We start from the raw sequence: 25,179 nt of genomic DNA, 5'->3' as shown, positions 1-25,179 counted from the left end.
ACGCTACGGAACGATAAATCTAAGACGAAAAATATGTAGCTGGATACGGCCAGCGCGCCATTCACGGCCTATCATACCCTGAGACCTCATATGCTATCGTTGAGGCGCCAAGTACGCTGCCATCGCTATCGATGATCGGCGAAACCGTAAGAGAGACCGTGACCCTCTTTCCGTCCTTCCGGATGCGCTCCGTCTCGTGGTGCATGATACGGTCGCCGTTTTTCACTTTTTCAAGGATGCCGGTCACTTCGCCGAGTAACTCGGGCGGCACGATGACGGACAGGTCGTGGCCGATCATCTCGGCCGCGGTATACCCGTAGATACGCTCGGCGCTCTTGTTCCAGCTCGTGATGGTGCCGTCCAGGCTCTTGCCGATGATGGCATCGTTCGAGGACTCGACGATTGCGGCCAGGAACGAGCGCTCTGCCTCTATCTTTTTACGCTCGGTGATATCCTCGAATATAATGGTGACGCCGTTATTGCCGTTATCGTAGAGCATCGGTACGAACTTGATCCGGAAATAGAGGCCTCTGCCATCGCGCTGGTAGCGAGCGTCGATGCGGAAATGCTTGCCTTCCAGCGCCTGTGCTGCATGCGGCGCGATGTCAGGGCTGAACCGGATGGGGAACGACCTGTCACCTATATTTTTGTTCAACACGTCTTCTTTTTTAACGCCTGTGAATTCGTAGAACTTACTATTGACGTTCGTGATCCTGAGGTCATTATCCAGCATGATGATCATGTCCTGGGACATGTTGATCATGGCTAAGATGGGTACGCGCTGTGATAAGTAGTAAACTTTGGACCGGCCGAATGTCCTGACCTCCACCTGTCCCGACGCCGCAAGCACGTCGAGATGCCGCCCTGTGGACTGGCTGTTCATGCCGATGCTCCGGGCAACGTCGCTTACCGTCATGCCTCTGGGATTAGTTCTCAGTGCTTCTTTGATCTGGTCGGGTATGCTCCGGCTATCCATGCTATATGCCCCAAAATGTATTTGTTGAACTGGTATATAAATATCTATACTGCATATGTATAACTGTTAACCGAAACCTATATATTATACCATACAGAAGATATACAACTATATACGTCCGAAAGTTCGGTCTATTGTATCCATTAGACCCCCGGGAGCCACACACATATCAATCCCACCATATTTAGTCAGGTAAATAGAGGCGATTCATATTATCCCGGGGGTCCTGATGGTTGCTATTTTCCTTCGATCCCTATGAGCATTTTTCGCCTTCTTGGGCCATCGAACTCGCAAAAATAGATGCCCTGCCAGGTGCCCAGCGCAAGCCTGCCATCGATGACCGGCACCGCCACAGTAAATCCCATGAGCGACGCTTTGATGTGGGCGTCCGAGTTGCCTTCCGCATGGCGATAGTTCCCTTTAAGGGGCACGAGCCTTTCGAGGCCGTTGAGGATGTCGGTGACCACGTCGGGGTCCGCGTTCTCGTTGATGGTCACGCCTGCCGTCGTATGGGGCACGTAAACATAACACATGCCCGACTTTATGCCGCTCGACGCGAGCTCAGAGACTACTTGAGACGTCACGTCCACCATCTGCGCTCTCATGCTCGTCGGAACACCGACTTCTTTCCATATCATGCTTTGAACTCCTCCCGTCCCCATTTAGCATCTATTCTTCTTAACAGTAATAATGCAATGGCGCCGGCGGCGGTAGCGATGATAATGCCGGGCCAAAGCAGCCACTCCGCGAACGACGTAAGGATGAGCACGATGAGCACCGGCGCGACGGCCAGCCAGTAGGTTAAAAGCACCTTATAATCGAACAATAGCGAGTTCGTATAAACGCCGGTCATGTAGGCGATGACGGCCGCCACATAGCCCGAGACCATGAGCATCGTGTAGAATGCGTACGGGAAGAGCCCGTACTCGCCCCTGCTTATGCATATCAGCGCCAGATACACGGTGGACACTGCCACGTTAAGGATCATGAATATGATCAGCTTCGCCTTGATCACCTCGGACATTTTAATAGGCAGCGTCTTGTAGCACTCTATCGTATCCATCCGGTTCAGCCAGCCATACAGCTCAGAGGCGAAGAACCCGATGACGACCGAGTAGAAGATGGTGTTGAAGCCGAAGCTTATCATCGCTCCCCCCATCAGGAAGGTGAGAGCGACAGGGAAGAGCCACAGGAAGCCCCAGAGGAATAATAGCGGGATGAGGAAGCTGAATATGACATATCCTAGAGAGCCACTTCTTACGAGGTCTATCCACTCTTTTGCGGCCAGGGTGCCATATTTTCCAAAGATGGAAAAGCGCCTCTCCGTTTCCAGGAAGTGGCTGGTGTAGCGTTTTTCGGCGGCAGGGGCGGGCTTCTCGCGGATTGCCAGGAGCGAGAACGCCGAGAGCACGACGAATACGGCGAGAGCGATGAGGACGCCGCCCCACGTATTATCAAGGTAGGCGCCAGCCGGGGGCACGAGCATCCCCAGCGTGTCCAGTATGCCGTACTGCATGGACAGCCAGGCAACTACAGCGATGATCGCGACGCCGATAGCGGCCAGCGCAGCCCTGCTCCTGATTAGAATAGTCGAAAGGGCGAACGTCAGAGAAACGCCCATGAGGAAAGCCGCCGTGAATGTGATCGTCGCCATAAATAAATTGACGTACAGGCCCGTGAAGAGCGTGGATATGTAAACGCCCAGCACCACCGGTAAAATGTTAATGAGCAGGTAGTAGACGATGTCCTTGACGTAAAAATACGAGAATATCTCTTTGTAGGTTATCGGCAGCGTGCCGGGCGTGCCCAGGAGCATCCGCATGCCGCCCATGCGCCGCTCGAGGATGGGGTCCTGGAACATGGCGAAGCCTCCCACGAGCATGCCCGCGACGAGGACTCCCACATGGCCCACGATGACGATATCCTTGACGGAGAGGGCCGTACGCATCGGCAGGAGCATAAAGCCCATGACGAGCGATATGGTCAGCATCATGAGGGGATAGACGAGGAACGAGCTGCGGAACATGGAGGACTGCGCCCGGTATTCCTCCTTTATGAGCAATAGGAACAAATTCGGGCGGAACTCCATTATGCGGCCTCCACCACCAGCCTCATGAACACGTCCTCCAGGCTTTCCCGGGAATGCTTGAGCTCGGCGAGCCTGCCGCTGGCGATGAGCCTGCCGTTATAGAGGATGCCCACGCGGTCGCAGAGCTTTTCGGCGATCTCGAGGATGTGTGTCGAGAGGAAGATGGTGCCGCCCTCCTTGACGTAGGTGCGTAAATATTCACGTGTGTTGCGCTGCACAATGGGGTCCAGGTCCAGGAACGGCTCGTCCAGGAAGAGCAATTTCGGCTCATGAACGAACGCAGTCGATAGCATGACCTTCTTTTTTGTACCCTTGCTCAAGTCCTTGCAGAGCACGTTCTCCTTGCTCTCCAGCCCGAAAAACTGGATCCACCTGTCTATCTTAGGTTTAGGGTCGGCGACCTTACGGAGGCTGCACGCCAGGTCAAGATACTCGCGTACCGTCAGGAAGCTGGGAGGGTATTCCATCTCAGGCACAATGCCGATCTTCCTTTTAACGCCTATCGGGTCCGCCATGACGTCGATCCCCATGACCATGGCAGTCCCGGCCGTGGGGGCCAGCGAGCCCGTCAGGATGCCGATCGTAGTAGTCTTCCCCGACCCGTTCGGCCCTAACAGACAAAAAGACTCGCCCTCTTCCACCGTAACGTTCAGGTCGCTCAGCGCCTCGAGGCTGCCATACCTCTTAACCAATCCCCTGGTCGTGATCGCCGCCATACGTATCAGCGTATGGTAAGCCATACTTCGATAAATAATTAGCCGTATGGCCTATTTTCTCAGTCGCAGGATGCGACCCTTACCGGCCGCGGCCTTATCCAGCGCTGCATGAAGCGCAATAGACCGTGACTTAACATCTGCGCCGCCCGCCTTTCTCCTTGCTTCCTCCAGCGCATCACGAAGCTCATCGGGAGTAAGTACCGTAGCGGCTATGCAATAATAGCTTTTAGAGCGGCCCTCGTTGAACTCCTGCAGCATGACCTTCAGTAATTCCTCACGTACTTTCTGGGATTCGACGAATTGCAGGATGCCATGTTCTTGAATGCAGGCGATGTCGTCCTCGAGCTTTTGATAACACTTGAACGAATCGTGCGACTTCCCGGCCTCCCGGTGCTTTTTCCATTTATCGCACGAGAGGCTGTCCTCGCAATCCCCGCAAAACTCGACGTGTTTCTTCTTTATGGCACAGGTGATGAACGGGCAGCCGGCGGCCATCCTCGACTCTGTCTTACATCCGAAGCACCGGCTCTCGCCCTCCGTATGATACCGGGGACACAGCCGGCAGGATAGGCCGCATATGCCGATCTCCGGGTACTGGATATCCATATGAATAACAGTATAGGCTTCTACGAATAATAAAACATACTCTAAATTAAAAAAGAAAAGGTTTGGCGTCCCTTTTACGTTTTTACGGATATCGAAAATTTAAAATTTAAGGAAGTGAAGGGTTCACCTTCACTTGATCACGTCGATGATGGACTTAGAGGCCTTGGCGTTGTTGCCGCGCATCGGGATCCTGCCGGCCGGCATCTCGTCCGATGCCATAGCGGAGCCCTTTGCGTTCTTGCCCATGATCTGCGGCGACTGTACGCCGGTCATGATGGCGAGCACTCTGACCTTGCCCTCGTAGTCCTTCTGGACCCTTGCGCCCCAGATAACATTGGCGTGGGAGTCCAGCTCATAGGTTAACGACTCGGCGATGTTCTCCGCCTCTCTCAGCGTCAGGTCCGGGCCGCCGGTGATATGTACTAACGCACCAGTGGCGCCACGGTAGTCGACGTCGAGCAGCGGGTGGTTGAGAGCGTTCCTTACGACGTTGTCGGACTTGTCCTGGCTCTTGGTCTCGCCCACGAGCATGACGGCGACGCCGCCCGCGTTCATGATAGCGCGAACGTCGGCGAAGTCGAGGTTAATGAGCGAAGGCCTCGTGATGGTCTCGGAAATGCCCTTGACCGTTTCAGAGATAAGCTGGTCCATGACGGAGAACGACTGCTCCAGGGGCAGGTTCGGGACATATTCGAGCAGCCTGTTGTTGTCGAGCACGATGACCGTGTCAGCGGCCGACCTTAAGTCTGCGATACCCTCTTCTGCCTTGACCATCCTGGCCCTTTCGACCTTGAACGGCGTGGAAACCATGCCTACGACGATGGCGCCCTGCTCCTTAGCGACCTGCGCTACGATGGGTGCCGTGCCGGTACCGGTTCCTCCTCCCATGCCCGCCGTGATGAAGACCAGGTCTGCGTCCTTCAGGACTTCCTGCAGCGTGCTTCTGGCTAATTCCGCGGCCCTCTTTCCGATCTCCGGGAAGCCGCCTGCGCCGAGGCCCCTGGTCAGGGACTTGCCCACCAGGATCTTCTTGTCGGCCTTGATGACGTCCAGGTGCTGCTTATCGGTGTTGACGGCAATGGTCTCAGCGCCGTTGACGCCGATGTTGTATAGACGGTTGATGGTATTGTTACCGGCACCGCCGCACCCGACGATCTTGATCTGGGGCAGCCCGAAGTCCTCGAAATCGTTGCCTACGGTGTTCTCCCCTTTGTCGTTCCTGTACTCACGTTCCATTTCCGTGTATTTCAGTGCTTCTTGCACAACAGAATCTATTCCCATTGTATTTCCCATCCCCAAATTTATACATGGACGGGATGCTTTTATGGGCGGTCATTTCATCCGTTTGGGGTGGATGCCCTTTGCCCGATCTTAGCATTCCGTCCTCAAGCGTTTTTCACAACGTTTTTTCGCTGACTTGCTCAAGCCGTCCCTGTTTTGTAAGTACCGGACGATTTTATGTGAGGGTGGGCCAGTGACTCGGCCCGAAAGGGCGTGTAAAATGGAGATTATCCGAGGCCTCTCATATCGATGGCCTTCGCTGATAAATCAGCGTGTGTCGATGAGTTTTACTCATTCAACTACTCCAATCCAAACCCTACGCTAATATACGCTTTAACAGATATTTATACTTGCTGGACCGGTCGATAAGCAAGCGTATACTTTTGGATAAATTAGAATTTAGTTCAAAATTTTTCCAGCGGACTATACCTTCAGCGTCAGGCGATTTATGATCAGGCTGGCGATGAGGCATATGGCGAAGCCGGTCAGGAGCACGTCCAGGCCCGGCATCTTCATCTTATCGATAAAAAAGTATGCTCCGGAGACCAGGGCGATGACGAACACGGTAACGCTCAGGGCGACGGCGGCGCCCCCCATGAAAGCGGCCAGCAGGTCGTTGCTCGCCTTATCCAGGAGAACCGTTGCAGCGATAAAAGAAATCGCAAAGACCACGAGGATGATGGCCAGGGAGAGCGGCAGGCTCATGCCCGAGAACAGGTACATGAAGCCCAGGCTCGTGAGCAGCATCAGCGCCGATATGACGACCGAAACGCCCAGCGCTCTGCCGATGACAACGACCGGGTCTGACTCCTCGAAGCCGAACATGATATTTCCTATTAGCCCGCGATGCATTTAAAGCTTATGGTCTTTCGGCAAGCGTCGGCGACATCACATGGTCAGCCCTTGATGAACTTATACAATATGGCGACGATGCCCACCGTGGCGCAGGCTCCGAAGATGGTCATGTATAGAATGTTGGAATTACCCTGCGGCCCCTCGAAAAGGCCCATGAAATCATCCAGAACGCTTACGATCCGGCCGTCCGCCAGGCCGCCTAATACGATCGAGCCATGAAAGGCAAAATAATCAATGAACGTTAATAGCACTACCGCAAGCAGGACTCCAACGATCAATATCCTGTACATTATCTTCATACTGCCCGCCTCTACTGCCTATACGCTTATTACCGACATAAAGTTATCGAAATATCCCCTTTTTATGGCCATTAACGGCGTACAGTGCCCTGAAATACCGGGCGCTGACCAGAATGATTATTTATATACCCCGCATTCTGGTAACGATGATACACCTCACCTACGACCGGGGCACTATTCTCGTGTACGGCAACGTCCGGGTGCCCGGCTCGGCCTGGGATTCGCGGGCGGGCGCTTACCGGGCACCGGCTTTCCTGTACAAGGATATCCGGTCGTACGTGGATTCGTCCGGTTTTTCCTGTAAGGACGACGTGCTCGACCTCGTGCCATCGCCTGTGCTGACCATGAGGACGGTGCTTCGTGACTACCAGGAGCGTGCCGTCCAGGCGTGGGACCGGGCCGGTTCGTGGGGTATCGTGGTTCTTCCGACGGGCTCGGGAAAGACGCACGTCGCCATGAAAGCCATTTCCTTAGCGAGCCCGGCCATCGTTATCGTGCCTACGCTGGACCTTTTGGCCCAGTGGAAGGAGCGCCTGGATGATGAGTTCGGCATCGATACTGGTGTTTACAGCGGCGATGAGCATCGTTTAGGGCCTGTAACCGTGGCGACTTATGATACGGCATATATCCGGGCCGCCGAGCTGGGTAATAAGTTCAGGCTTGTCGTTTTCGATGAGGTCCACCACCTGCCATCGCCGGGGTACATGAGCATCGCCGAGATGTTCGCCTGCCCGGCGAGGCTGGGGCTGACCGCTACGTACGAGCGCGAGGACGGGCGCCATAAAGAATTACCCAGGCTGGTGGGCGGCAAGGTCTTCGAGCGCAACGTGGAGAGCATGGAGGGGATACATCTCGCCCCATTCGACCTCCGGCGTATCTACGTGAAGCTTACGGCGGACGAAGAGGAGCAATACCTTCGGGACATGGACATTTACAAGAACTATTTGCGGGATAATAACCTGATACTGAGGACGCCCCGGGATTTCGAGCGCCTGGTCATGAGGAGCGGCCGTGATAAAGGGGCCAGGGAGGCGATACTGGCCCGTCACAGGGCCCGCGTTACGGCGCTCAACTCGTCTTCCAAGTTAGAGGCGCTGGCCGATGTGCTGCAGAAGCACGCGGGGCCCGAAGACAAGATCATCATTTTCACCGAGCACAACGACCTGGTATACCGGATCTCGAAGCAGTTCCTCATACCGTTCATCACGTATACGACCGGCAAGGACGAGCGCAGCCGGAACATGGCGGAGTTCAGGGCCGGCAACTACCGGGCGCTCGTCACGTCCAAGGTGCTGGACGAGGGCGTGGACGTGCCCGACGCCAACGTGGGCATCATCCTGAGCGGCAGCGGAAGCAAGCGGGAGTTCGTCCAGCGCCTGGGCCGCATCCTGCGAAAAAAGGGCGATAAGAAGGCCGTGCTCTACGAGATCGTGTCGGGCAGCACCAACGAGGTCGATACGTCTTATCGAAGGCATAAGGCTCTTCATGCTGAAGAGGTGGAGCGCTAATGCTTAGCGCTGACTTGCTGAAGACCCGGGTGAAGGGCGACCGCATCATGCCCGCATTCGTCGAGGCTGACGGCGATAGCCTGGCTCTCGCAGAGGACATCATCCAGGCATTCAGTGACCATACCGGAAAGAAGCTGGGCGAGCTGAAGGATATTCTGGCGGAGATGGAGGACCAGGGCTTCGATTATCGCCTTGTCCGGGGGCTTGTGGCGCTGCTGGAGCGGCGGTGTACTCTTACCGTTGATAGCGCCGGTTCCCCTGAGCTGGTCCGGCGGGAGGTCTTTACGCAGGTAAAATCCCCTGCGCTGACTCCCGAAGTGCGGTCAAAGGCGATAGCGGCCGCTGCCGAAAAGCTGGGCCTGTCGCCGGAAGCCGCAGAGGCATCGATGTTCGCCGACCTGGAGAGCGAGCTGATCATCAGCCGCTTCAACCCTCCGAAGCCAGTGGCGCTATTAGAAGAATACAACCTTTCGCTGGCCCAGACCCTCTTGTTCAAGGCCACGGAAATGAGGTTCAAGGCTTCAGCGAAGCATAAGGAAGTCCTGCGGTCCGTGAAGCGCCTGGGCCTCATGTATACGGCAGGGTATGATACGGGCAGGCTCGACATCACGATAGACGGGCCGCTGTCCGCCATTAAGTCTACTGAGCGGTATGGCACTTCCCTGGCAAAGCTGCTGCCGTTCATCGTCGCCTCGCCGGGCTGGGGAATGGACGCATCCATCGTGCGTAAGGATTTCAATGGCAACCCCCGGCTGTACCGGTTCAGCATGAGCGAGCATGCGCACGGGCATCTCTTCGGGGACGCGGCGGGGACTTATGAAGACCTGGAATTCGATAGTGAGCCCGAGGAGCGTTTTTATGATTCGCTCGCGAACGCCGGCACGGGATGGACCATTGTCCGCGAGCCGGAGCCGCTCATAGCCGGACGCTACCTGTACATACCCGACTTTTTACTGGAAAAGGACGGCACAAGGGTCTACGTTGAGATCGCCGGCTTCTGGACGGCCGAATATTTAAAGCGAAAGGTGGCGAAGCTCGGCGAACTAAAAGACGTCAACCTGATAGTGCTTGCCAGCACGCGGTCCTCGTGCGACGCCTTCAAGGGCATCACGGAGAACGTCATCCTCTTCGACAGGAAGATCCCGCTGAAGGAAGTGCTGGACCGGCTCAAAGTCTGGGATGAGCGAAAAGTGGCCGATGGCGTGGCAAAGCTGGACGCCTCAGGGCTGTCGCCGGAAGGCGACATCGTCCGCCTCGAGGACATCGTATCCAAAACGGGCATCGGCGCGGATGCCGTCCGCAGGTATATCGAAGAGCGCGGCGTGGCCGGCTATACGCTGGCCGGCGATGAGCTGCTCTCCGATGGACTGCTAAGATCGATCCGTACGTCACTGTCCGCCAAAATGCCTTATTCGCAGGCTTCCGCGCAGATCCGCTCGAAGAGCGTTACGGCCGTCGATCCCGTCTTGAATATCCTCGGCTATACGGTCAAGTGGAGCGGGCTGGACCCCGAAAATGCCGTGATCTATAAGGCGCCGCAAATAAGGTAACGGGATGACGGATAGCCGATCTTTATTGTTTTATGTCAGTATCGGGGTTTAATAAGTTTATTATAAACTATTTATAATAGTATATCCAGCATTTAGTCCAATAATATTAAAATGTATTAGGATAATCGGTATATGGGTATATGGGCTTGGAGTACGAACATGAAAAAGTTCATCATCGCTCTCGTCATTGTCATCGCCGTTATTGCGGCATCGGTATACGCCGCATGGTATGTTCAGAGCTCGCAAAAGCTCGATGCGGGTCCGCCCGAATCGATAACCATCGGGGTCCCGCGGATGTTCGATTCTTCCGCGCTCGTCTATATCGCTGACGATCAGGGCTTTTTTACCGATATCGGCCTTAACGTAACGATAAAAGAGTATGATGCCGGCTTGTATGCCGTCGACGACATGCTGAAGGGTAATAGTGATATTGCGGTAGCCACCGAGATCGTCCTGGTCGGTAAGGCGTTGAACCGGGAAAAAATTTGCAGCATCGGCAGTATCGCAAAATACCAGACCCATTATATTATCGGCAGAAAGGACCGGGGCGTCGAGAATTTTTCCGACCTCCGGGGAAAAAGGATCGGTTTTGCCCGGGGAACCTCGGGGGAATTTTATCTCGGCCGATATCTCGAGCTGCGGGCCATTAACCTGCCGGAAGTAACTCTCGTCGATGTCCGGCCGGCACAATATACCGACGCCATCGTAAACGGGTCGGTCGACGCGATCATCGTATGGGAGCCCTATGTTGAACCCATTAAAGATCAGCTGGGGGCCAATGCGACCATCTGGCCGGCCCAAAGTGGCCAGTTAGGATACTGGAACGCGATATGCAGGGATGACTGGGCGGCACAGCATCCGGAGCTCGTCAACCGATTCCTGAGATCGATCGACCGGGCGGAAAAATATACGATATACCATACCGCCGAATCGAAGACGATCGTACAAAAGCGGTTGAACGCGGACGATAAGTATGTCGCGTCCGTATGGAATAACACCCAGTTCGGGCTCTCGCTCGACCAGTCGCTCATCGTGGCCATGGACGATGAAGGGCGGTGGATGATCAATAATGGTCTCACCGACGTGAACGTGGTCCCCGACTATCAGGACAATATCTATCTCACTGGCATGAATGCGGTTAAGCCTGAGTCGGTTAATATCGTAATTTGAACCGAGGAACCATGAAGATCCGGACACAGCTGATACTGAGCATAATCCTCTTTATCTTAGCTCTGATCGTGATCACCACATCGGTGATACTCACGGATCAGCAGGTAGATAGGTTGAGCAAGCAGGAAGAGCTTGTCAATTCCATTCAGCTCGGGGCCGGTGAGCTTGGCTATCTATCGAATGATTATCTCCTGCACCCGGAAAGCCCGCAGCTAAACCGATGGAACTCAAAATATGCTGCGCTCTCGGATGATATAATGAATATATCCGTGGACACCCCCGAGCAGCAGGTGCTTCTCGATAGCATCCGGGCGAATCAGCAGCGGCTGAAGGAAGTCTTCAACGATGTGGCGTCGACTATCCGGAGCGCGCATCAAAACGATAATACGGCCGATGACCTGGCCTATGCCCGTATATCGTGGAGCCGGATCGAGGTCCAAACGCAGGCGATCGCCTACGATACCTCCCGCCTGTCGCATATGATAGGCGACGAAAAAAATCAAGTAAAGCAAACGAATACGCTGCTGATATTCACTATGCTGGGGGCGTTTATCGTATTTCTGTTGATCGATTATCTATTGATCTTCGGGAACACGGTCCGGTCGATCGCAGATCTCCAGGCGGGAACGAGGATAATCGGTTCCGGTAATCTCGACCATGTCATCCCGGTGAAAAACCCCGATGATGAGATCGGAGACCTGACGAGCTCATTTAACCGGATGGTAACTCGCTTGAAAGCCGTTACCGCTTCAAAGATGGACCTGGAGAACGAGATCTCCCGGCGTATGCAGACTGAAAAAGCCTTACAGGAAAAGAAGGAGACGCTTGAAGCCCAGTCCCGGGAGCTCAGCTCCAAGAACGAGGAGCTCTTAAGGCAAATAGAAGAGCGTAAGCGTGCCGAAGCCGGACTGGCCGAAGCCCGTGCGCAGGCCGAGCTGTATCTGGACCTTATGGGCCATGATATCAATAACATGAACCAGGTGAGCATGGGGTACCTGGAGATCGCCCTCGATACATTGAAGGAGGAGGGCAGGATCGAGAAGGAGGATGCCGAGCTCCTGGAAAAGTCCCTCATGTCGATCCAGGACAGCACCCGCCTCATCGATAACGTGCGAAAGATCCGGTCGGCAAGGTCTATGGAATTCCAGTTCCAGCCCATCGACCTGAGGGAAATTCTCGAGAGCGTAAAGGAGCAGTTCTCCCGGGTCAACGGCCGCCGCATCACCATCAATTATACGCCGACAGAGAGCCATGTCCTGGCTACGGAGCTGGTCAAGGACGTGTTCATCAACATCGTCGGGAACGCGGTCAAGCATTCGGACGCGGTCAAGCCCCTGGAGATCGATATCACCCAGACCCACGTCTACGGCATCGACGAGAGATATCACAAGGTCATCATCGAGGATAATGGCCCCGGCATACCGGATGAGATGAAGACCCGGGTCTTCAACCGGTTCGAGCGCGGCAATACCCGGGCTAAGGGTAAAGGCCTGGGCCTCTACCTGGTGAAGACGCTCGTGCGCGATTTTCATGGCCGTATATGGGTGGAGGACCGGGTGCCCGGCGACCATACGAAGGGTGCCAAGTTCGTGGTCATGCTGCCTGCCATAGAAAAATGATCGTCGTTCGATTATTTCGTCACGCTATCCAGGAACCTGATGACCTCTTCGGTCCGCTGTTCCCCGGTCTTCATGTCCTTGACCGAGACCTGTCCGCCGGCCATCTCCTTCTCGCCCAGGATGAGTACGTACTTTGCGCCTATGCTGTTGGCGTACTTCATCTGGTTGCCGAAGTTGCGGCCCAGCAGGTCAGTCTCTACAATAAATTCCTTCTCACGCAGCGCCTGCGCCAAAAACAGTGCAGTTTCCATGTACTGCGCTGAAGTCGTAAGGATGAAATAATCCGTCGTAAGCTTCTCTTCGGGCCACACTTTTGCACGGCGCATGAGGATCTCGAGCACTGCGTCGCCCATGCCGAAGCCCACGGCCGGCATCGGCTCCCCGCCGAACAGCTCGATGATCTTATCGTAGCGCCCGCCGCCGAATATGGCTCGTAGCTCGCCCTTCGTGTCATAGCACTCGAACACAGTGCCAGTATAATATGCCAGGCCCCTGATGACCGACGGGTCCAGCTCACAGTACTGCTCCATGTGGTACATGACCAGGAGGTCTGTCAGCTTTTCCAGGCTTTCATAGCCCGCCCGGGTCTGCTCGTTCTCTAAAGATATTAAGCCCCTAAGCTTCTGGAGGGCCTCAAGCATGGGGCCCCTGGAGTCCAGGATCGATAGTAGCTGCCCGATCTTCAGATCGTCCAGGTCAGCTTTGGCAAGTAATTCTTTGAACTCGGAGTGCGTGACCTTGTAGCGCTTATCGATAGCGGCGAAGACGGCTTCTCTCCGGTCCGCGATGCCCATGCTCTCGAGCACGCCCTGCATGAGCCTCCTGTCGCTCACCTTAAAAATGAACTGCCCTTCGAGATCCAGCTTTAACATTATATCGATGCCGGCCGCCAGTACTTCGGCATCCGCTTCAGGCCCCGGCACGCCAAAAATGTCCACGTTAAGCTGGTAAAACTCGCGGAGGCGGCCCGACTGCGGCTCCTCATAACGCCACATCTTGGGCATCGAGAACCATTTTATCGGCCTTTTAAGCGACTTCTCACGCTCAACGACCATGCGGGCCATCGTCGGAGTAAGCTCGGGGATGAGAGTCACGTCACGTTTGCCCTTGTCCGCAAAATTAAAGGTTTGAGTAAGTATCTCGTCGCCACTTTTAACCCGGAACAATTCCAGCATTTCCAGGCTCGGCGAGTCTACCTCACGGAAACCGTAAGGCCGGACAGTCTCGAAGATCTTGTCCAGCACCTTCCGGCGGGCGGACATCTCTTCGGGATAGAAGTCCCTGAACCCCTTGAGCGATTGAAATCTCATGAACATCCCTTAAGTCGTGTACGAGGCGTTGATGTCGACGTACTTGTGCGTCAGGTCGCAGCCCCATGCGGTCGCCTTCGCCCTTCCCAGCCCGAGCCTGGCGGTCACGTAGAGCGTATCGCCGCCCATGATGGCCTTGGCCTTTGCCAGCGTCGCCTCGTCGCTCTTCGGCATGCCGTTATCGACCAGCGCGACCGATTCCTTGCCATTCGAGAAGATGAGCGTGACCCTGGCAGGGTCCACGTCGCAGGATGAGTAGCCGATGGCGCATACGGCCCTGCCCCAGTTGGGGTCGGTGCCGTAGACGGCCGATTTAAAGAGCGGAGAGCGCACGATGGCCTTTGCCCCTTTCCTGGCATCCCTGACGGTCCTGGCGCCCTCGACCGTAGCTTCGATCAGCTTCGTGGCACCTTCTCCGTCCCGGGCTATCTTCTTGGCGATCTCCATGCAGACCTTTTCCAGGCCTTCCTGGAACTTTTTCATTTTAGGCTTACCGGCTTCGCCGGTAGCGATGAGCGTGACCGTATCGTTCGTGCTCGTATCGCCGTCCACGACGACCATGTTGTAGCTCTTGTCCACGGCCTTCTTCAGGCATTTTTGCAATGAGGCGTGGGGTATGTCCGCGTCCGTAAATATGAATGATAGCATGGTGCCCATGTTGGGCTCGATCATGCCGGAGCCCTTCGCGATGGCGCCGATGCGGACGCCGCCTTCTATTTCGACAGCGTATGACTTCGGCGCGAGGTCGGTGGTCATGACGGCCTTGTTGGTAGCGAGGCTGCACTCGGGGCCCGTACATGCCTTTTCGAAGACTTCGTTAAAGTGGTCCTTGATCCAGGCCATGTTCAGGGGCCTGCCGATGACGCCCGTCGATGCAACACCGATCGTATGGGGATCTACGTTAAGCCGGGCTGCCAAGATATTCGCCATCCCGATGGCGTCCTTGATGCCCTGCTCATGTGTAAAAGCATTAGCGCAGCCGCTGTTGGCGATGATGCCATTAAAAAGGGCACCATTCGTTTTCAGGTGATCCTTCGTGACTAAAACCGGGGCTGCACGGACCTTATTCAACGTGAACACAGCGGCCGCCGGACCCTTGGCCAGCATGACCGCAAGACCCATCTTACCCTCTTTAATGCCGTAAGCCCTGACGCCCTTAACGGCGCAAATGCCGCCCTCAATGGTCTTCATGTATTAGCAGATCCTCCGAGCCCGTGGATGATATCATCACGAGTAATGATGCCGACGAGCTTTCCATCCTTAAGGACTACCAGCCTATTAACCTTATGCTTCACCATGGCCGAGGCCGCATCCTCGATGTCGTCGTCCGGGGATATGGACAGGACATCCTTTTGCATGATGCTGCCGACGTTCTGCCCGCCCGCGTCCTTGACGGACTGCTGCAGGCGCCTGAGCTGAATGATCTCTTTCAACGGTATCTCGATCAATACTTCGAGGGGGCTTGGCATCCACAGCGTGCGGGAAGGCTCGGGGACGACCAGCAGGCGCATGATATCCGCCTCGGTCACCATGCCGACGACCTTTTCGCCGTCCACGACAGGAAGGCCGCTGATGTCCTTCTCGCTCATCAGCTTTACGACGCCGTCCACGGGGTCGGACGGCCTGCAGGTGATGACGTCCTTCGTCATGACTTCGGAAACTTTCATCATATACCTCACGGGGGCAGCCCGCTCATCCATATGCCTGTGCGTTCGTCGAAGCCGTACATGATGTTCATGTTCTGTATGGCCTCGCCGGCCGAGCCTTTTACCATGTTGTCGATCGCGGAGACGATCACGATGCGGTCGGTGCCCTTCTCGATCTCGAACGCGATGTCGCAGAAGTTGGAGCCTCGCACGTTGGCCAGCGTTGGCTTGCTCATGCGAATGAATGGCTTCCCGGCGTAGAACTCGTTGTAAATGGCCCGCACCTGGTCGTCGGTGAGCGGCTTATTGATAAATGCGTGTGCCGTGGTCAGGATGCCCCTGACCGATGGAATGACATGCGGAGTAAAGTGGATCTTCACTTTATTGTTTAACGCGCGAAGCTCCTGGTCGATCTCCGACTTATGGCGGTGCGTGGTAATGTTATAGGGGCGGACGTTCTCGGCGACGTTCGGGTAGTGCGTGGTCTCGCTGGGCTCCTGGCCCGAGCCCGATATGCCGGATTTGGAGTCGAACACGATGCGGTCCACGACCCCTGCCGCTACCAGCGGAGCTGCCGTTAGTATGGCCCCTGTCGGGTAGCACCCGGGGTTGCCTACTACTGTGGCATTCTTCACTTCTTCTGCATGTAATTCGGGCAGGCCGTAGACTGTCGGCCTTGGGTCGGCGTGCTTCTTATTGTAGACCGACTCGAACACATCTGCCGGCAGCCGGTAGTCCGCGCTCATGTCGATGACCTTAAGCCCGGCATCCACTAATCCGGGCACCACGTTCATCGCGGCCCCGTGGGGCACGGCCGTAAAGACAAGGTCGCATTTATGGGCGATGGCCGACGGGTCAACGTCTTCGAACTTCAGGTCCAGCAGGCCCTTCAGGTTGGGGTGCATCGCGTCAACGGGCTTTCCCGCGTGGCTCCTGGACGTGACCACGGTTACCTCAGCTTTTGGGTGAACGCACAGAAGCCGCAGCAGCTCGCCACCGACATATCCGGTGCCGCCGATTATACCGACTCGTAACATAGTAGACTCTCCACCATTGATGAATTTAACTTCACTGCTTTAGCAGTCGCTTTCCTTTATCTTTTCCCTGATGTGGCGGCTCGACGCGTAGGGCGCCGTATCGCACTTCGTGATGCGCACCACTTTAGCTTTCAGCCCCCTCTCTATCAGCTGTCTTTGCAGGGCTTCCTCGTCCCAGTGCTGGTTGAAGCCGATAGTGATGATGTCCGGGTCGATCTCGCGGATGGGCTTGAACATGTCATCTTCGCTGCCCAGCATCGCGTGGTCGACGCATTTTAGTGCTCTTACCATGAAGAGCCGCTGGTTCTCGGGCACGAGAGGCTTGCGCTTATGCTTTATGGTGCTATCCCGGGCCACGATGACATAGAGCTCGTCGCCCAGCTTTCCTGCCTCGCTCAGGTACAGCACATGGCCCGGGTGCAGGATATCGAAGGTACCGGTGGCCACGACCCGTGTCATTGGTCTGCCTCCACGACCGGCAGGCTGACCTTCTCCCCGTCAGGGCTATAGCAAACCCAGTCTTTATCAGTATAAGGATAAGCGACGATGATATTGTAATAGCCTTTGGCGCCGAACATGTCGATGTCCGCTTCTGAGAAGCGGAGGTCCCTCACGGGGTGGCTATGGACGGACCCGACGATAGACATATCGAGGGGCATCATGTCCAGTAGCATGCGCGCGGAGCCCTCGTCCGACGTCGTGCCCGGCACCAGCACTACCTCGGATATGAGGCGGCCGTCCGAGCGCAGCAATCCCGCGAACTCGTGGGGATGCGTGGACCTGCTCGCCTCAAGGATGAACGCTAGGGCATCCCGGGCAATGCCGGAGACGTTTTTTCTTCGGGCCATGGTATCACATATGTAAACGTTTTTTCACTACTATGTAGTTTTCGTACTTAAGATTTAACTTACAGCCATTGCTTCTACGGTAATAAGGAAAGTTTATGTATATTTGGCCCAGTTATAATATGGGTAATATAAACAAGGGGTTGGAGTGGATTGGATAGGCTACTTATCGTAGACGATAATATCGAGCTGCTTTGCCTGTATAAAAAGATGCTTTCCGTCCAGGGAAAGTACGATATAGCGGGCATGGCCGGCAACGGGCGGGACGCGGTCATTAAGTACAAGAAGCTTAAAAAGAAGCCCGATCTCGTCCTGATGGACGTGAATATGCCGGAGCTGGACGGCATTTCGGCGGCGAGGGAGATCCGGCGGTACGACCGCGGGGCAAAGATCATTTTCGTTACCGCCGAACAGGTCTATAACTCGGACATGCCGCCCGAGCTATCCGGGGCCTCCATACTAAGGAAACCATTCTCGAGGGCGGAGTTCATCGGGGCGATCAAACAGGCATTAAAAAAGCGCCTCGATGACGATAAAAATTAATATTATCAGCCCGAATTAGCCGCTACTGGGATTCGAATGGAGTCGGCAAAGCCATACGGGTTGACCGTCCGGGCGGTCATTTACGATGAGAGCGGGCGCATTCTCCTTTTAAAGCGGTCCATGGCGTCCAGGAATTATCCCGGCAGGTGGGAGTTTCCAGGCGGCAAGGTCGACAGGAACGAGCGTTTCGACGATGCCCTGGTCCGGGAGGTCCGGGAAGAGACGGGCATGAGCGGGCATATCAAGCGCTATATCGGGGCGGCGGAGGTGAAGCTGCCGCACGTGAACGCTATTCAGCTCATCCTGGAAGTTGAGGCTCGCGGCACGCCGGCCATCAGCGAGGAGCACGAAGGGCTTACATGGGCTACTGTCGAGGAGCTTCTTTCCATGGACATGGTCGACTGGGTCGTGCCCTTCGTAAAGAAATATTTGCTTCATTGACCTTTTCTTTCACGATTTTTTTGGGGCAGCTTATATGCCCCGGAGACGTCCTTTTATACAGGTCACCATGAGGCTATCCCCGTATCTCGTTGATCCCGCATCCTATGGCGCCTACAGTCTCCCGTCTATCCCCGGCACGATACTTTCTGCGCTAACCCCTGAAACGCCTGCGCAAATGCTGCCCGACGATGCGCTTGGAGGGCTTTCCAATAAATATGATAAAGTCGTTCTTTTTGTGGTAGACGGACTGGGCCTGGACCATTTTAAGGATCTAATGGGCCGCAGCCCGTTTCTTCGAGAGCTTCGCCGGCAGGGTAATTTCATGCAACTGGGCACGCAGTTCCCGTCGACGACGGCCTGCAATGTCACTACTCTCAATACGGGCGTCAGTGTTGCACAGCACGGCCTCTTCGAGTGGTTCTATTATGAGCCCGTGGCGGGAGAGATCATCTCCCCTCTCCTTTACTCGTATGGCGAGTGCATCCGTGAGCGTGACTCTTTAAAAGATGATAAAGCCGTGACGCCTGAAGCCATATACCCGAAACAGAGCCTGTATCGAGAGCTGATCAAACACGGGGTCCGGTGCTTCTCGTTCCAGGACTCGGAGTATGCAGAATCCGAGTATACGGATATCGTCTTCGACGGGGCAAAGCGCTATGGCTTTTTATCCGTGGCCGATGGCCTGGTGAACCTGGCCCGCGCGGTGGTCGATGAGCCCGCGAAGGCCTATTATTACTTTTATTTTGATAAGGTGGATTCGCTCTCCCACAAATACGGGCCGGGCTCGAAGGAGGCCATGGCCGAAGCAGAGGTGTTTTTCCTGGCGCTTGAGCATCTATTCTGGGACCGGGTCAAGGATAAGGTCGATAATGTGCTCTTTTTGATGACCGCCGACCACGGGCAGGCCACTATCGACCCGGCGAAGTGCGTCTACCTGAATGTTGAGTTCCCCGGGATCAAGGATATGATAAAAATGTCGAAGAGCGGGCGTTATCTGGCTCCAGCCGGCTCCTGTCGCGACATGTTCCTCTACATCAAAGACGACTGCCTCGACGATGCTTATCATTTGCTTACGGATAAACTAAGTGACCGGGCAGCAGTCGTAAAGATAAAGGAGCTTATCGAGAACGGCTATTTCGGCGACAGGCACATATCGCCGGTGCTGGCGGGGCGGCTTGGCAACCTCGTCATACTGCCCTTCGACGGCCACTGCGTCTGGTGGTACGAGAAAGGCCTGTTCGAGATCGACTTTTTAGGGCACCATGGCGGGCTCACAAAACAGGAAATGGAGATCCCATTCCTGGCATGGGAATTATGAAGCCTTTTTTACGTTCTTAAAGATGCCGCCGTGGCCGGGGATGATATAGTCGGCTTTCTCCTCCAGCTTTCTGACGCTCTCGATCCCCTTTTCCGTCGAGTGGAAATTGGGGTTTCGGTCCCATAGCCGGTCCATCATGTAGTAGGAGGGCGCTATTATGGCATCGCCCGCCACGGCGACCTCGACGCTGCCTATGCCCATGATGGAGCCTCCGCCGCGCTCGTTGCGCATACTATACCGGAGCTTTTCGGTCTTAAGGAGCAGCGACGCGTGCTCTGCCGTATGGCCGGGCGTGTATACGACCTGGACTCCGTCGGCGATAGCCTCACCATCCTTTACGGCCTCCACTTTAAAGCCCTCCAGCGGCTTGCTCGCCAGGATACGGCTTTTCTTAAAGGCGCCCAGGTTACCGAAGTGGTCGTAGTGCCAGTGAGTGATGAAAACGATGTCGATGTCGGAAGGCTTCAGGTCCATATCCTTGAGCGCGTGGACGAGGTTTTTCTTATTACGCTTCACGTTCTCAGCGCTGCGGTCGCTCTCGTATTCGAAACCGGTGTCGACCAGTATTTTAGCGTCCGACTCGATGTATGTGACCGTGGAGCCGCCCCCTGTCCCCGTAAGGCGCTTCATGGCCATGATGTGGATCTCCGGCTCCTCGAACGCTTCCCAGCTTAAGTTGCCCTGCTTTATGATCTTGATGGCTTTTACTGGCATAATGACCAATATTATTCTGCGTCATTGCTTTTGTCTTTATCGCTGGCGGGCCATCAACGGGGAAAGGCGGGTGGCACCTTAATTTTTTTCTTTCACCATTTACCGATAAAAAGCTATATATCGCCCCACGCATAGCATACTCTCAGGTCTTAACATGCTGGAACTAAAGTTCGTACGCAACAACCCGGAGGTCGTGCGGGAGGCGCTGGCGAAGAGACACGCGAGCGCAGAGCCCCTCGACAAGCTCTTAGAATACGATAAGGCCTGGAGAGAGGCCTTAAAAGAGGGCGACGTGCTCAAGCACCAGAGGAACACGGTCTCCCTCGAAATAGCGAAACTCAAGAAAGAGAAGCAGGATGCGAAGGAAAAGATCGACGAGATGCGTGGCATCTCCGACCGCATCAAGGCCATCGACGAGCAGCTCCGAGACTACGAATCCAGGATGCAGGACCTATTGCTGAATATCCCCAATATTCCGAGCACAACGACGCCCATCGGCAGAGATGAGAATGATAATCCCGTCGTGCGTGTCGTCGGCGAGCCGACGAAGTTCGGCTTCACGCCGAAGAACCACTGGGATATCGGCGAAGACCTTGATATTCTCGACTTCAAGCGGGCTGTCAAGATATCGGGCGAAGGCTTCACCGTCTACAAGGGCATGGGCGCAAAGCTCGAAAGGGCGCTGATCAATTTCATGCTGGACGTGCACTCCCGGCAGGGCTACACAGAAGTGTTCCCCCCGGTGCTCATGAACGAGAAGGCCATGACCGGCACCGGCCAGTTACCGAAATTCAAGGAGGACATGTACGCCTGCACGGACGGCTATTACCTGGCCCCCACGGCGGAAGTCCCGGTCACGAACCTTTACATGGACGAGTACCTGGAGAACCTGCCTATCTACCTGACCGCATATACTGCCTGTTTCCGCCGTGAGGCGGGCAAGCACGGCCAGGATACCCGCGGCATTATCCGCCAGCACCAGTTCAACAAGGTCGAACTGGTCAAGTTCTCCTTACCCGAAACGTCGTACGAGGAGCACGAGAAGCTCACCCGGGACGCAGAGGAGATACTGCAGCTTTTAAAGCTGCCTTATCGCGTTATTAATCTGTGTACGGGCGACTTAGGCTTCTCCGCCGCAAAGACGTACGATATCGAGGTCTGGGTGCCGGCACAGGGCAAATACAGGGAGATCTCGTCCTGCTCGAACTTCGAGAGCTACCAGGCCAGGCGTGCCAACATCCGCTACCGTACCCCGGAGGGCCCGAAGTTCGTCCACACGCTCAACGGCTCCGGCCTGGCTGTGGGCAGGACTGTCGTCGCCATCCTGGAGAACTACCAGCGCGAGGACGGCAGCGTGGAGATCCCCGAGGCGCTCAGGCCCTACATGGGCGGCGCCACCGAGATCAAGAAGCCACTCTAAAAAGTATAAGTTATACGAAGACGTTTTCAGCTCAAAGTTCTCAAAGCTGTCTGAAAGCGTCACTAAGCATTTTTTAATTCTTCTCCATATTTTTAATTCTATTTTCTTGTTCAATGTGTGCGACTCACGTGCATTCCCCTCAGTTTTGAACCACAAAGGCACAACGTCACAGAGTTTCACAAAGCTTTCTTTTAAATGTAAGTCACTAAGCCCACAGAGCATGCTTTTTGAATATATAAGGCACAAAGGGGACAATAGCACGATGGCAAAAAGTGTTCGCATGTTCATTCCATTGTGCCATTGTCCCCTTTGTGCCTTATAACCCAATGAACCGGGCTTTGTGAACTTTGTGACTTACATTTAAAATAAACTCCGTGAGCCTTTGTGCCATTGTGACTTTGTGGTGAGAAAACGATATCTAAGCAGGCATATATTACACGAAGGAAAACAAACATTAAAAAAATGGAGATAGCTATAGTTTATTATAATCTTTGAGTAGCTTCCGGCACGCTACGAGTGGCTTTGTGCTTAAAAAGTCTTCGGGATCGCTTATTCGGCTTAGAGCGGCATAAAAAGCTAACGCTAACGACAGAAAAGAGAATAATAAATTGTTGGCCCGCTTATTTGCGGGGGTTCACCAGCATCTTCGTATCGTGGGCACCAAAGTATTTCTCTGTGAACTTCCTGACGACCTCGGGGTCGTAGTCGGCGCAGCTGAAAACGTTTATGTAGGCGCTCTTAGTCGAGGGAGAGAAATGGCCGCTGATACAGGACGTCTCGATAAACTGGAACATCGAGAGGCCTTCGAGGTCAGTGCCGGGGGCGCCAAAGCGCTCGACCAGGCAGGGCCCGTACCGCTTCATCTTTATAAGCTCGCAGAGCTCGGCTACATAAATTTTAACCGCATCCGCATTGTCGATCTTACCGTTACAGCCATGAATGTCAAGGCTTGCCTCTAAGCCCCAAATCTCTTCACCCGGGGCGAATCTATTGTTCATGGCAGAATAAGCCGCTTGAGGAACTTAAAGAGTTTTCGGTACCGCGGCAGTGCAGTTTATATATTCCCCCGGCTTCAACTGGAGAATCAGCCGTTTTTATCCAAATTTTTGAAAAATAGTGCTACTCTTTTAAGTCCTCGTCGGCGTTGCGCCCGCACAGGACGTCGTTGGCCACCTTAAGGTTAACCAGGATATCGTCCAGCGTGACGAGCATCGAGCCGACGCTATCCACTTCGACATCGGTCACCACGAAGCCGCCCTCATAGCGGGTCTTCACGTACGAGATATTATCGGCGCAAATAGACTTTGCCAGCGACCTGGCATCGCAGGACTCGATGGACAGGCGGGCCTTACAAGCTACCATTCAACTGCCTCCCTATAATGGCGTCCGCGGAGGCCAGGAACGTTTTCTCGGTGCCGCGGGGGATCATGCCGCCGGAGGCGATCTTATGCCCTCCGCCGCTGCCGCCGGCCTGCTTAGCGCTCTCTCTTATTGCCACGGACAGGTCGAGGCCCCTGCCGATGAGGTCGGCCGTGCCGCGGGCAGAAATTTTTACGTTGCCGTCCTCGGTGTTAAGGACGATGATGGGCTTGTCCGGCATCACGTACCGTATTATCGTCGATGCGATCGCGCCCGTGACGTCAGAGCAGCAAATATCCAGATACCTTAAGGACCCGCATTCCTGCACGCTTGATATGGCGTCGTGAAGCGCCTTTAATATCTGCTCAGAGTAGTCGAAGCGCCTGTGCTCGGCCTCCTCGACCGAAGGCCGGTAGCGCAGGCAGACTGACAGCCCCAGGCCGGGGACGCCAAGCTTGCCGCAGGAATTGACGGTGTTAGAAAAATCGTAAACGTCCTTGATCAATTCGTCGTTAAGGATGTACGTGTCGCCCAGAAGCGAATCGATCGTGTCGGGCGGGGACTTTTTCAGGAGCTTCAGGGTCAGGGCGCTGGATAGCCTCTTGAGCTCTTCAGGGGACAGCGATTCGATGCTGCCCTTGAGCCCGAGCTCATCGATGAACTTTTTTGCCTCTTCGGGGCGCCCGGAAAAGTCGAAGTACGGGTCCGTGGAGCAGGAGAGCACCTTTTCCAGGGGGCCCTTGCCGAGCTTTAGCCCTTTCTGGACAGTAATGGCGCCCGAGTTGACGCCCTCATTAAGAATATCCTTGTTGACGCTGACCATCTTCTGCTTGTCGCCGATGGCGCCGGAAATGGCGAGGCCTGCCAGGTCGGCGTTCTTGCCCATCATGCGGGCAAGCGAATAGGCGACGCCGGAGCCTGATACCTCGGAGCCTCCGTCGATGCCGATGAGGTGGGGGTTCACATGTATCTGCTTTTGACCGTCCAGGACCATGTGGTGGTCCAGGATGACCGCCTGGTACTTATTAACAATGTCCGGCTGGCCGGAGCCCATGTCGCAAAAGATGACGAACTCGCCGGGCTCGATCAGTTTTTCGATAGAATGGTCAAGGTTACTGACAATGGTCGCTTGAAAAGGAATATTAAGGCGCTGCAGCATGTGGCAGATGATGCCGCATGCAGTGATGCCGTCCGCGTCGTGGTGTGACACGACCCGGACGAACTGCTGCGCCTTGATCTTGTTAACCGCGGGCCTTGTGAGGCTCGAGAGTTCGTCCAGCTTCGACATGTCGCTCATAACGAAGCCACCCGGGGCCGTTGAGATGCTTATCTGGAGATAAGGATCTCGGCCGTGCTGGGCGTGTAAACCCAGTCCTGGGGCAGGACGCCGCTCGCGTGGTAGTACTTTAAAAGCCTGCGGATCTTGGACTCGGTCAGCTGCAGGGCCCTCTTGTTGTGGAGGTCGTGCGCGTTGACGTCGAGGTGCTTGTGTAAGCCGATGGCCTTCTTGATGAGGTTCGTCAGGTCTTCGGGCACCTTGGGCGCCGCGTTGTTCTCCTTCAGGATCTTCTGGACCTTCCTTCCGGTGACCTGCGTGATGTCGGGAACGCCGTACTTGTCCCTTAAGACGAGGCCGATCTGGGCCTGGGGGACGTTCTGAGCGTTGAGGCTGAGCACGAGCTTTTCTACTTCGTCCTTCTTGATCGTTAACCAGGTGGGTGGGGTCTTCCTTATGGGCCTTACGGACCTTGCCCTTCCCTTCCTTCTTGTATGCATTTTAGCCATTTATTACCCTCTTGGATCATTGTTACGGTTTGATGTGTATGAGTTAATTAATGTCTGTGGCGAAGACGTACCTACAATATGTGAGCCTGCTT

27 protein-coding genes are annotated in these 25,179 nt (G+C 55.1%); 8 read left to right on the top strand and 19 right to left on the bottom strand.

The features are described from left to right. Positions 1-61 precede the first annotated feature (61 nt). From MCP_RS08940 to MCP_RS08905, 8 genes are all read right to left on the bottom strand, one after another. Complete coding sequence (locus MCP_RS08940; RefSeq protein ID WP_012900518.1) at positions 62-976, bottom strand: PAS domain S-box protein; 915 nt, start codon at positions 974-976, stop codon at positions 62-64. Between the two features lie 236 nt (positions 977-1,212). After that, positions 1,213-1,614, bottom strand: a complete 402-nt coding sequence (locus MCP_RS08935) for a secondary thiamine-phosphate synthase enzyme YjbQ (RefSeq protein WP_012900517.1) — start codon at positions 1,612-1,614, stop codon at positions 1,213-1,215. After that, positions 1,611-3,065, bottom strand: a complete 1,455-nt coding sequence (locus MCP_RS08930) for a hypothetical protein (protein WP_012900516.1) — start codon at positions 3,063-3,065, stop codon at positions 1,611-1,613. Before MCP_RS08930 ends, MCP_RS08935 begins: the two co-directional genes overlap by 4 nt. Continuing rightward, positions 3,065-3,805 (bottom strand): ABC transporter ATP-binding protein, encoded by a 741-nt coding sequence (locus MCP_RS08925; protein WP_231845047.1) that lies wholly within the window; start codon positions 3,803-3,805, stop codon positions 3,065-3,067. The genes MCP_RS08930 and MCP_RS08925 overlap by 1 nt, the downstream gene beginning before the upstream one ends. Before the next feature lie 27 nt (positions 3,806-3,832). Further along, entirely contained in the window at positions 3,833-4,387 is a 555-nt protein-coding gene (locus MCP_RS08920; protein WP_012900514.1) for a DUF3795 domain-containing protein, read from the bottom strand. Between the two features lie 129 nt (positions 4,388-4,516). Continuing rightward, entirely contained in the window at positions 4,517-5,668 is a 1,152-nt protein-coding gene (ftsZ, locus tag MCP_RS08915) for a cell division protein FtsZ (protein WP_012900513.1), read from the bottom strand. A gap of 423 nt (positions 5,669-6,091) precedes the next feature. Next, positions 6,092-6,493, bottom strand: coding sequence for a hypothetical protein (locus tag MCP_RS08910; protein WP_128860011.1), 402 nt, complete (start codon positions 6,491-6,493; stop codon positions 6,092-6,094). 71 nt (positions 6,494-6,564) lie between these two features. Then, positions 6,565-6,822, bottom strand: coding sequence for a hypothetical protein (locus MCP_RS08905; RefSeq protein ID WP_012900511.1), 258 nt, complete (start codon positions 6,820-6,822; stop codon positions 6,565-6,567). 146 nt (positions 6,823-6,968) lie between these two features. Here MCP_RS08905 and MCP_RS08900 point away from each other — a divergent pair, with 146 nt between their 5' ends. From MCP_RS08900 to MCP_RS08885, 4 genes are all read left to right on the top strand, one after another. Further along, positions 6,969-8,330, top strand: coding sequence for a DEAD/DEAH box helicase (locus tag MCP_RS08900; RefSeq protein ID WP_012900510.1), 1,362 nt, complete (start codon positions 6,969-6,971; stop codon positions 8,328-8,330). Then, complete coding sequence (locus MCP_RS08895) at positions 8,330-9,880, top strand: DUF790 family protein (protein ID WP_012900509.1); 1,551 nt, start codon at positions 8,330-8,332, stop codon at positions 9,878-9,880. Before MCP_RS08900 ends, MCP_RS08895 begins: the two co-directional genes overlap by 1 nt. 159 nt (positions 9,881-10,039) lie before the next feature. Next, a complete protein-coding gene (locus MCP_RS08890) occupies positions 10,040-11,050 on the top strand; it encodes an ABC transporter substrate-binding protein (protein ID WP_012900508.1) in 1,011 nt (336 codons plus the stop codon). 11 nt (positions 11,051-11,061) lie between these two features. Next, positions 11,062-12,669: a sensor histidine kinase gene (locus tag MCP_RS08885; protein WP_012900507.1), complete on the top strand. Its 1,608-nt coding sequence runs from the start codon at positions 11,062-11,064 to the stop codon at positions 12,667-12,669. An 11-nt stretch (positions 12,670-12,680) separates the two neighbouring features. Here MCP_RS08885 and hisS read toward each other — a convergent pair whose 3' ends face one another. The 6 genes from hisS to MCP_RS08855 are packed head-to-tail and all read right to left on the bottom strand — an operon-like array spanning position 12,681 to position 17,510. After that, entirely contained in the window at positions 12,681-13,979 is a 1,299-nt protein-coding gene (gene hisS, locus MCP_RS08880; protein ID WP_128860010.1) for a histidine--tRNA ligase, read from the bottom strand. Between the two features lie 9 nt (positions 13,980-13,988). Continuing rightward, entirely contained in the window at positions 13,989-15,170 is a 1,182-nt protein-coding gene (gene argJ / locus MCP_RS08875) for a bifunctional ornithine acetyltransferase/N-acetylglutamate synthase (RefSeq protein WP_012900505.1), read from the bottom strand. Further along, entirely contained in the window at positions 15,167-15,649 is a 483-nt protein-coding gene (locus MCP_RS08870) for a CBS domain-containing protein (protein ID WP_231845046.1), read from the bottom strand. The genes argJ and MCP_RS08870 overlap by 4 nt, the downstream gene beginning before the upstream one ends. Before the next feature lie 5 nt (positions 15,650-15,654). Beyond that, positions 15,655-16,662, bottom strand: a complete 1,008-nt coding sequence (gene argC / locus MCP_RS08865; protein WP_012900503.1) for an N-acetyl-gamma-glutamyl-phosphate reductase — start codon at positions 16,660-16,662, stop codon at positions 15,655-15,657. A gap of 39 nt (positions 16,663-16,701) precedes the next feature. Further along, the gene (locus MCP_RS08860) at positions 16,702-17,121 is read right to left on the bottom strand and encodes an adenylyltransferase/cytidyltransferase family protein (RefSeq protein WP_012900502.1); all 420 of its coding nucleotides are present in this window, start codon (positions 17,119-17,121) and stop codon (positions 16,702-16,704) included. Next, the gene (locus MCP_RS08855; RefSeq protein WP_012900501.1) at positions 17,118-17,510 is read right to left on the bottom strand and encodes a Mov34/MPN/PAD-1 family protein; all 393 of its coding nucleotides are present in this window, start codon (positions 17,508-17,510) and stop codon (positions 17,118-17,120) included. Before MCP_RS08855 ends, MCP_RS08860 begins: the two co-directional genes overlap by 4 nt. A gap of 150 nt (positions 17,511-17,660) precedes the next feature. Here MCP_RS08855 and MCP_RS08850 point away from each other — a divergent pair, with 150 nt between their 5' ends. The 3 genes from MCP_RS08850 to MCP_RS08840 are packed head-to-tail and all read left to right on the top strand — an operon-like array spanning position 17,661 to position 19,809. Then, positions 17,661-18,050, top strand: coding sequence for a response regulator (locus MCP_RS08850; protein ID WP_012900500.1), 390 nt, complete (start codon positions 17,661-17,663; stop codon positions 18,048-18,050). A 36-nt stretch (positions 18,051-18,086) separates the two neighbouring features. Continuing rightward, complete coding sequence (locus MCP_RS08845; protein ID WP_012900499.1) at positions 18,087-18,491, top strand: NUDIX domain-containing protein; 405 nt, start codon at positions 18,087-18,089, stop codon at positions 18,489-18,491. A gap of 34 nt (positions 18,492-18,525) precedes the next feature. After that, positions 18,526-19,809 (top strand): alkaline phosphatase family protein, encoded by a 1,284-nt coding sequence (locus tag MCP_RS08840; protein ID WP_231845045.1) that lies wholly within the window; start codon positions 18,526-18,528, stop codon positions 19,807-19,809. Here MCP_RS08840 and MCP_RS08835 read toward each other — a convergent pair. After that, positions 19,804-20,523 (bottom strand): MBL fold metallo-hydrolase, encoded by a 720-nt coding sequence (locus MCP_RS08835; RefSeq protein WP_012900497.1) that lies wholly within the window; start codon positions 20,521-20,523, stop codon positions 19,804-19,806. The genes MCP_RS08840 and MCP_RS08835 overlap by 6 nt on opposite strands. Positions 20,524-20,677: 154 nt before the next feature. Here MCP_RS08835 and serS point away from each other — a divergent pair, with 154 nt between their 5' ends. Next, on the top strand, positions 20,678-21,943 hold the full coding sequence (gene serS, locus MCP_RS08830; protein ID WP_012900496.1) for a serine--tRNA ligase: 1,266 nt from the start codon (positions 20,678-20,680) through the stop codon (positions 21,941-21,943). A 620-nt stretch (positions 21,944-22,563) separates the two neighbouring features. Here serS and speD read toward each other — a convergent pair. The 4 genes from speD to MCP_RS08810 form a co-directional block, all read right to left on the bottom strand. Continuing rightward, the gene (gene speD / locus MCP_RS08825; protein WP_012900495.1) at positions 22,564-22,941 is read right to left on the bottom strand and encodes an S-adenosylmethionine decarboxylase; all 378 of its coding nucleotides are present in this window, start codon (positions 22,939-22,941) and stop codon (positions 22,564-22,566) included. A 121-nt stretch (positions 22,942-23,062) separates the two neighbouring features. Beyond that, a complete protein-coding gene (locus MCP_RS08820) occupies positions 23,063-23,305 on the bottom strand; it encodes a KEOPS complex subunit Pcc1 (RefSeq protein WP_012900494.1) in 243 nt (80 codons plus the stop codon). Next, positions 23,292-24,599, bottom strand: coding sequence for a single-stranded-DNA-specific exonuclease RecJ (locus MCP_RS08815; RefSeq protein WP_012900493.1), 1,308 nt, complete (start codon positions 24,597-24,599; stop codon positions 23,292-23,294). Before MCP_RS08815 ends, MCP_RS08820 begins: the two co-directional genes overlap by 14 nt. A 29-nt stretch (positions 24,600-24,628) precedes the next feature. Beyond that, complete coding sequence (locus MCP_RS08810; protein WP_012900492.1) at positions 24,629-25,087, bottom strand: 30S ribosomal protein S15; 459 nt, start codon at positions 25,085-25,087, stop codon at positions 24,629-24,631. Positions 25,088-25,179: the final 92 nt, after the last annotated feature.

This window comes from Methanocella paludicola SANAE (genome assembly GCF_000011005.1).
GTDB lineage: Archaea > Halobacteriota > Methanocellia > Methanocellales > Methanocellaceae > Methanocella > Methanocella paludicola.
The sequence above is the reverse complement of the archived record's forward strand: the minus strand, read 5'-3'. Positions and strand labels throughout refer to the sequence as shown.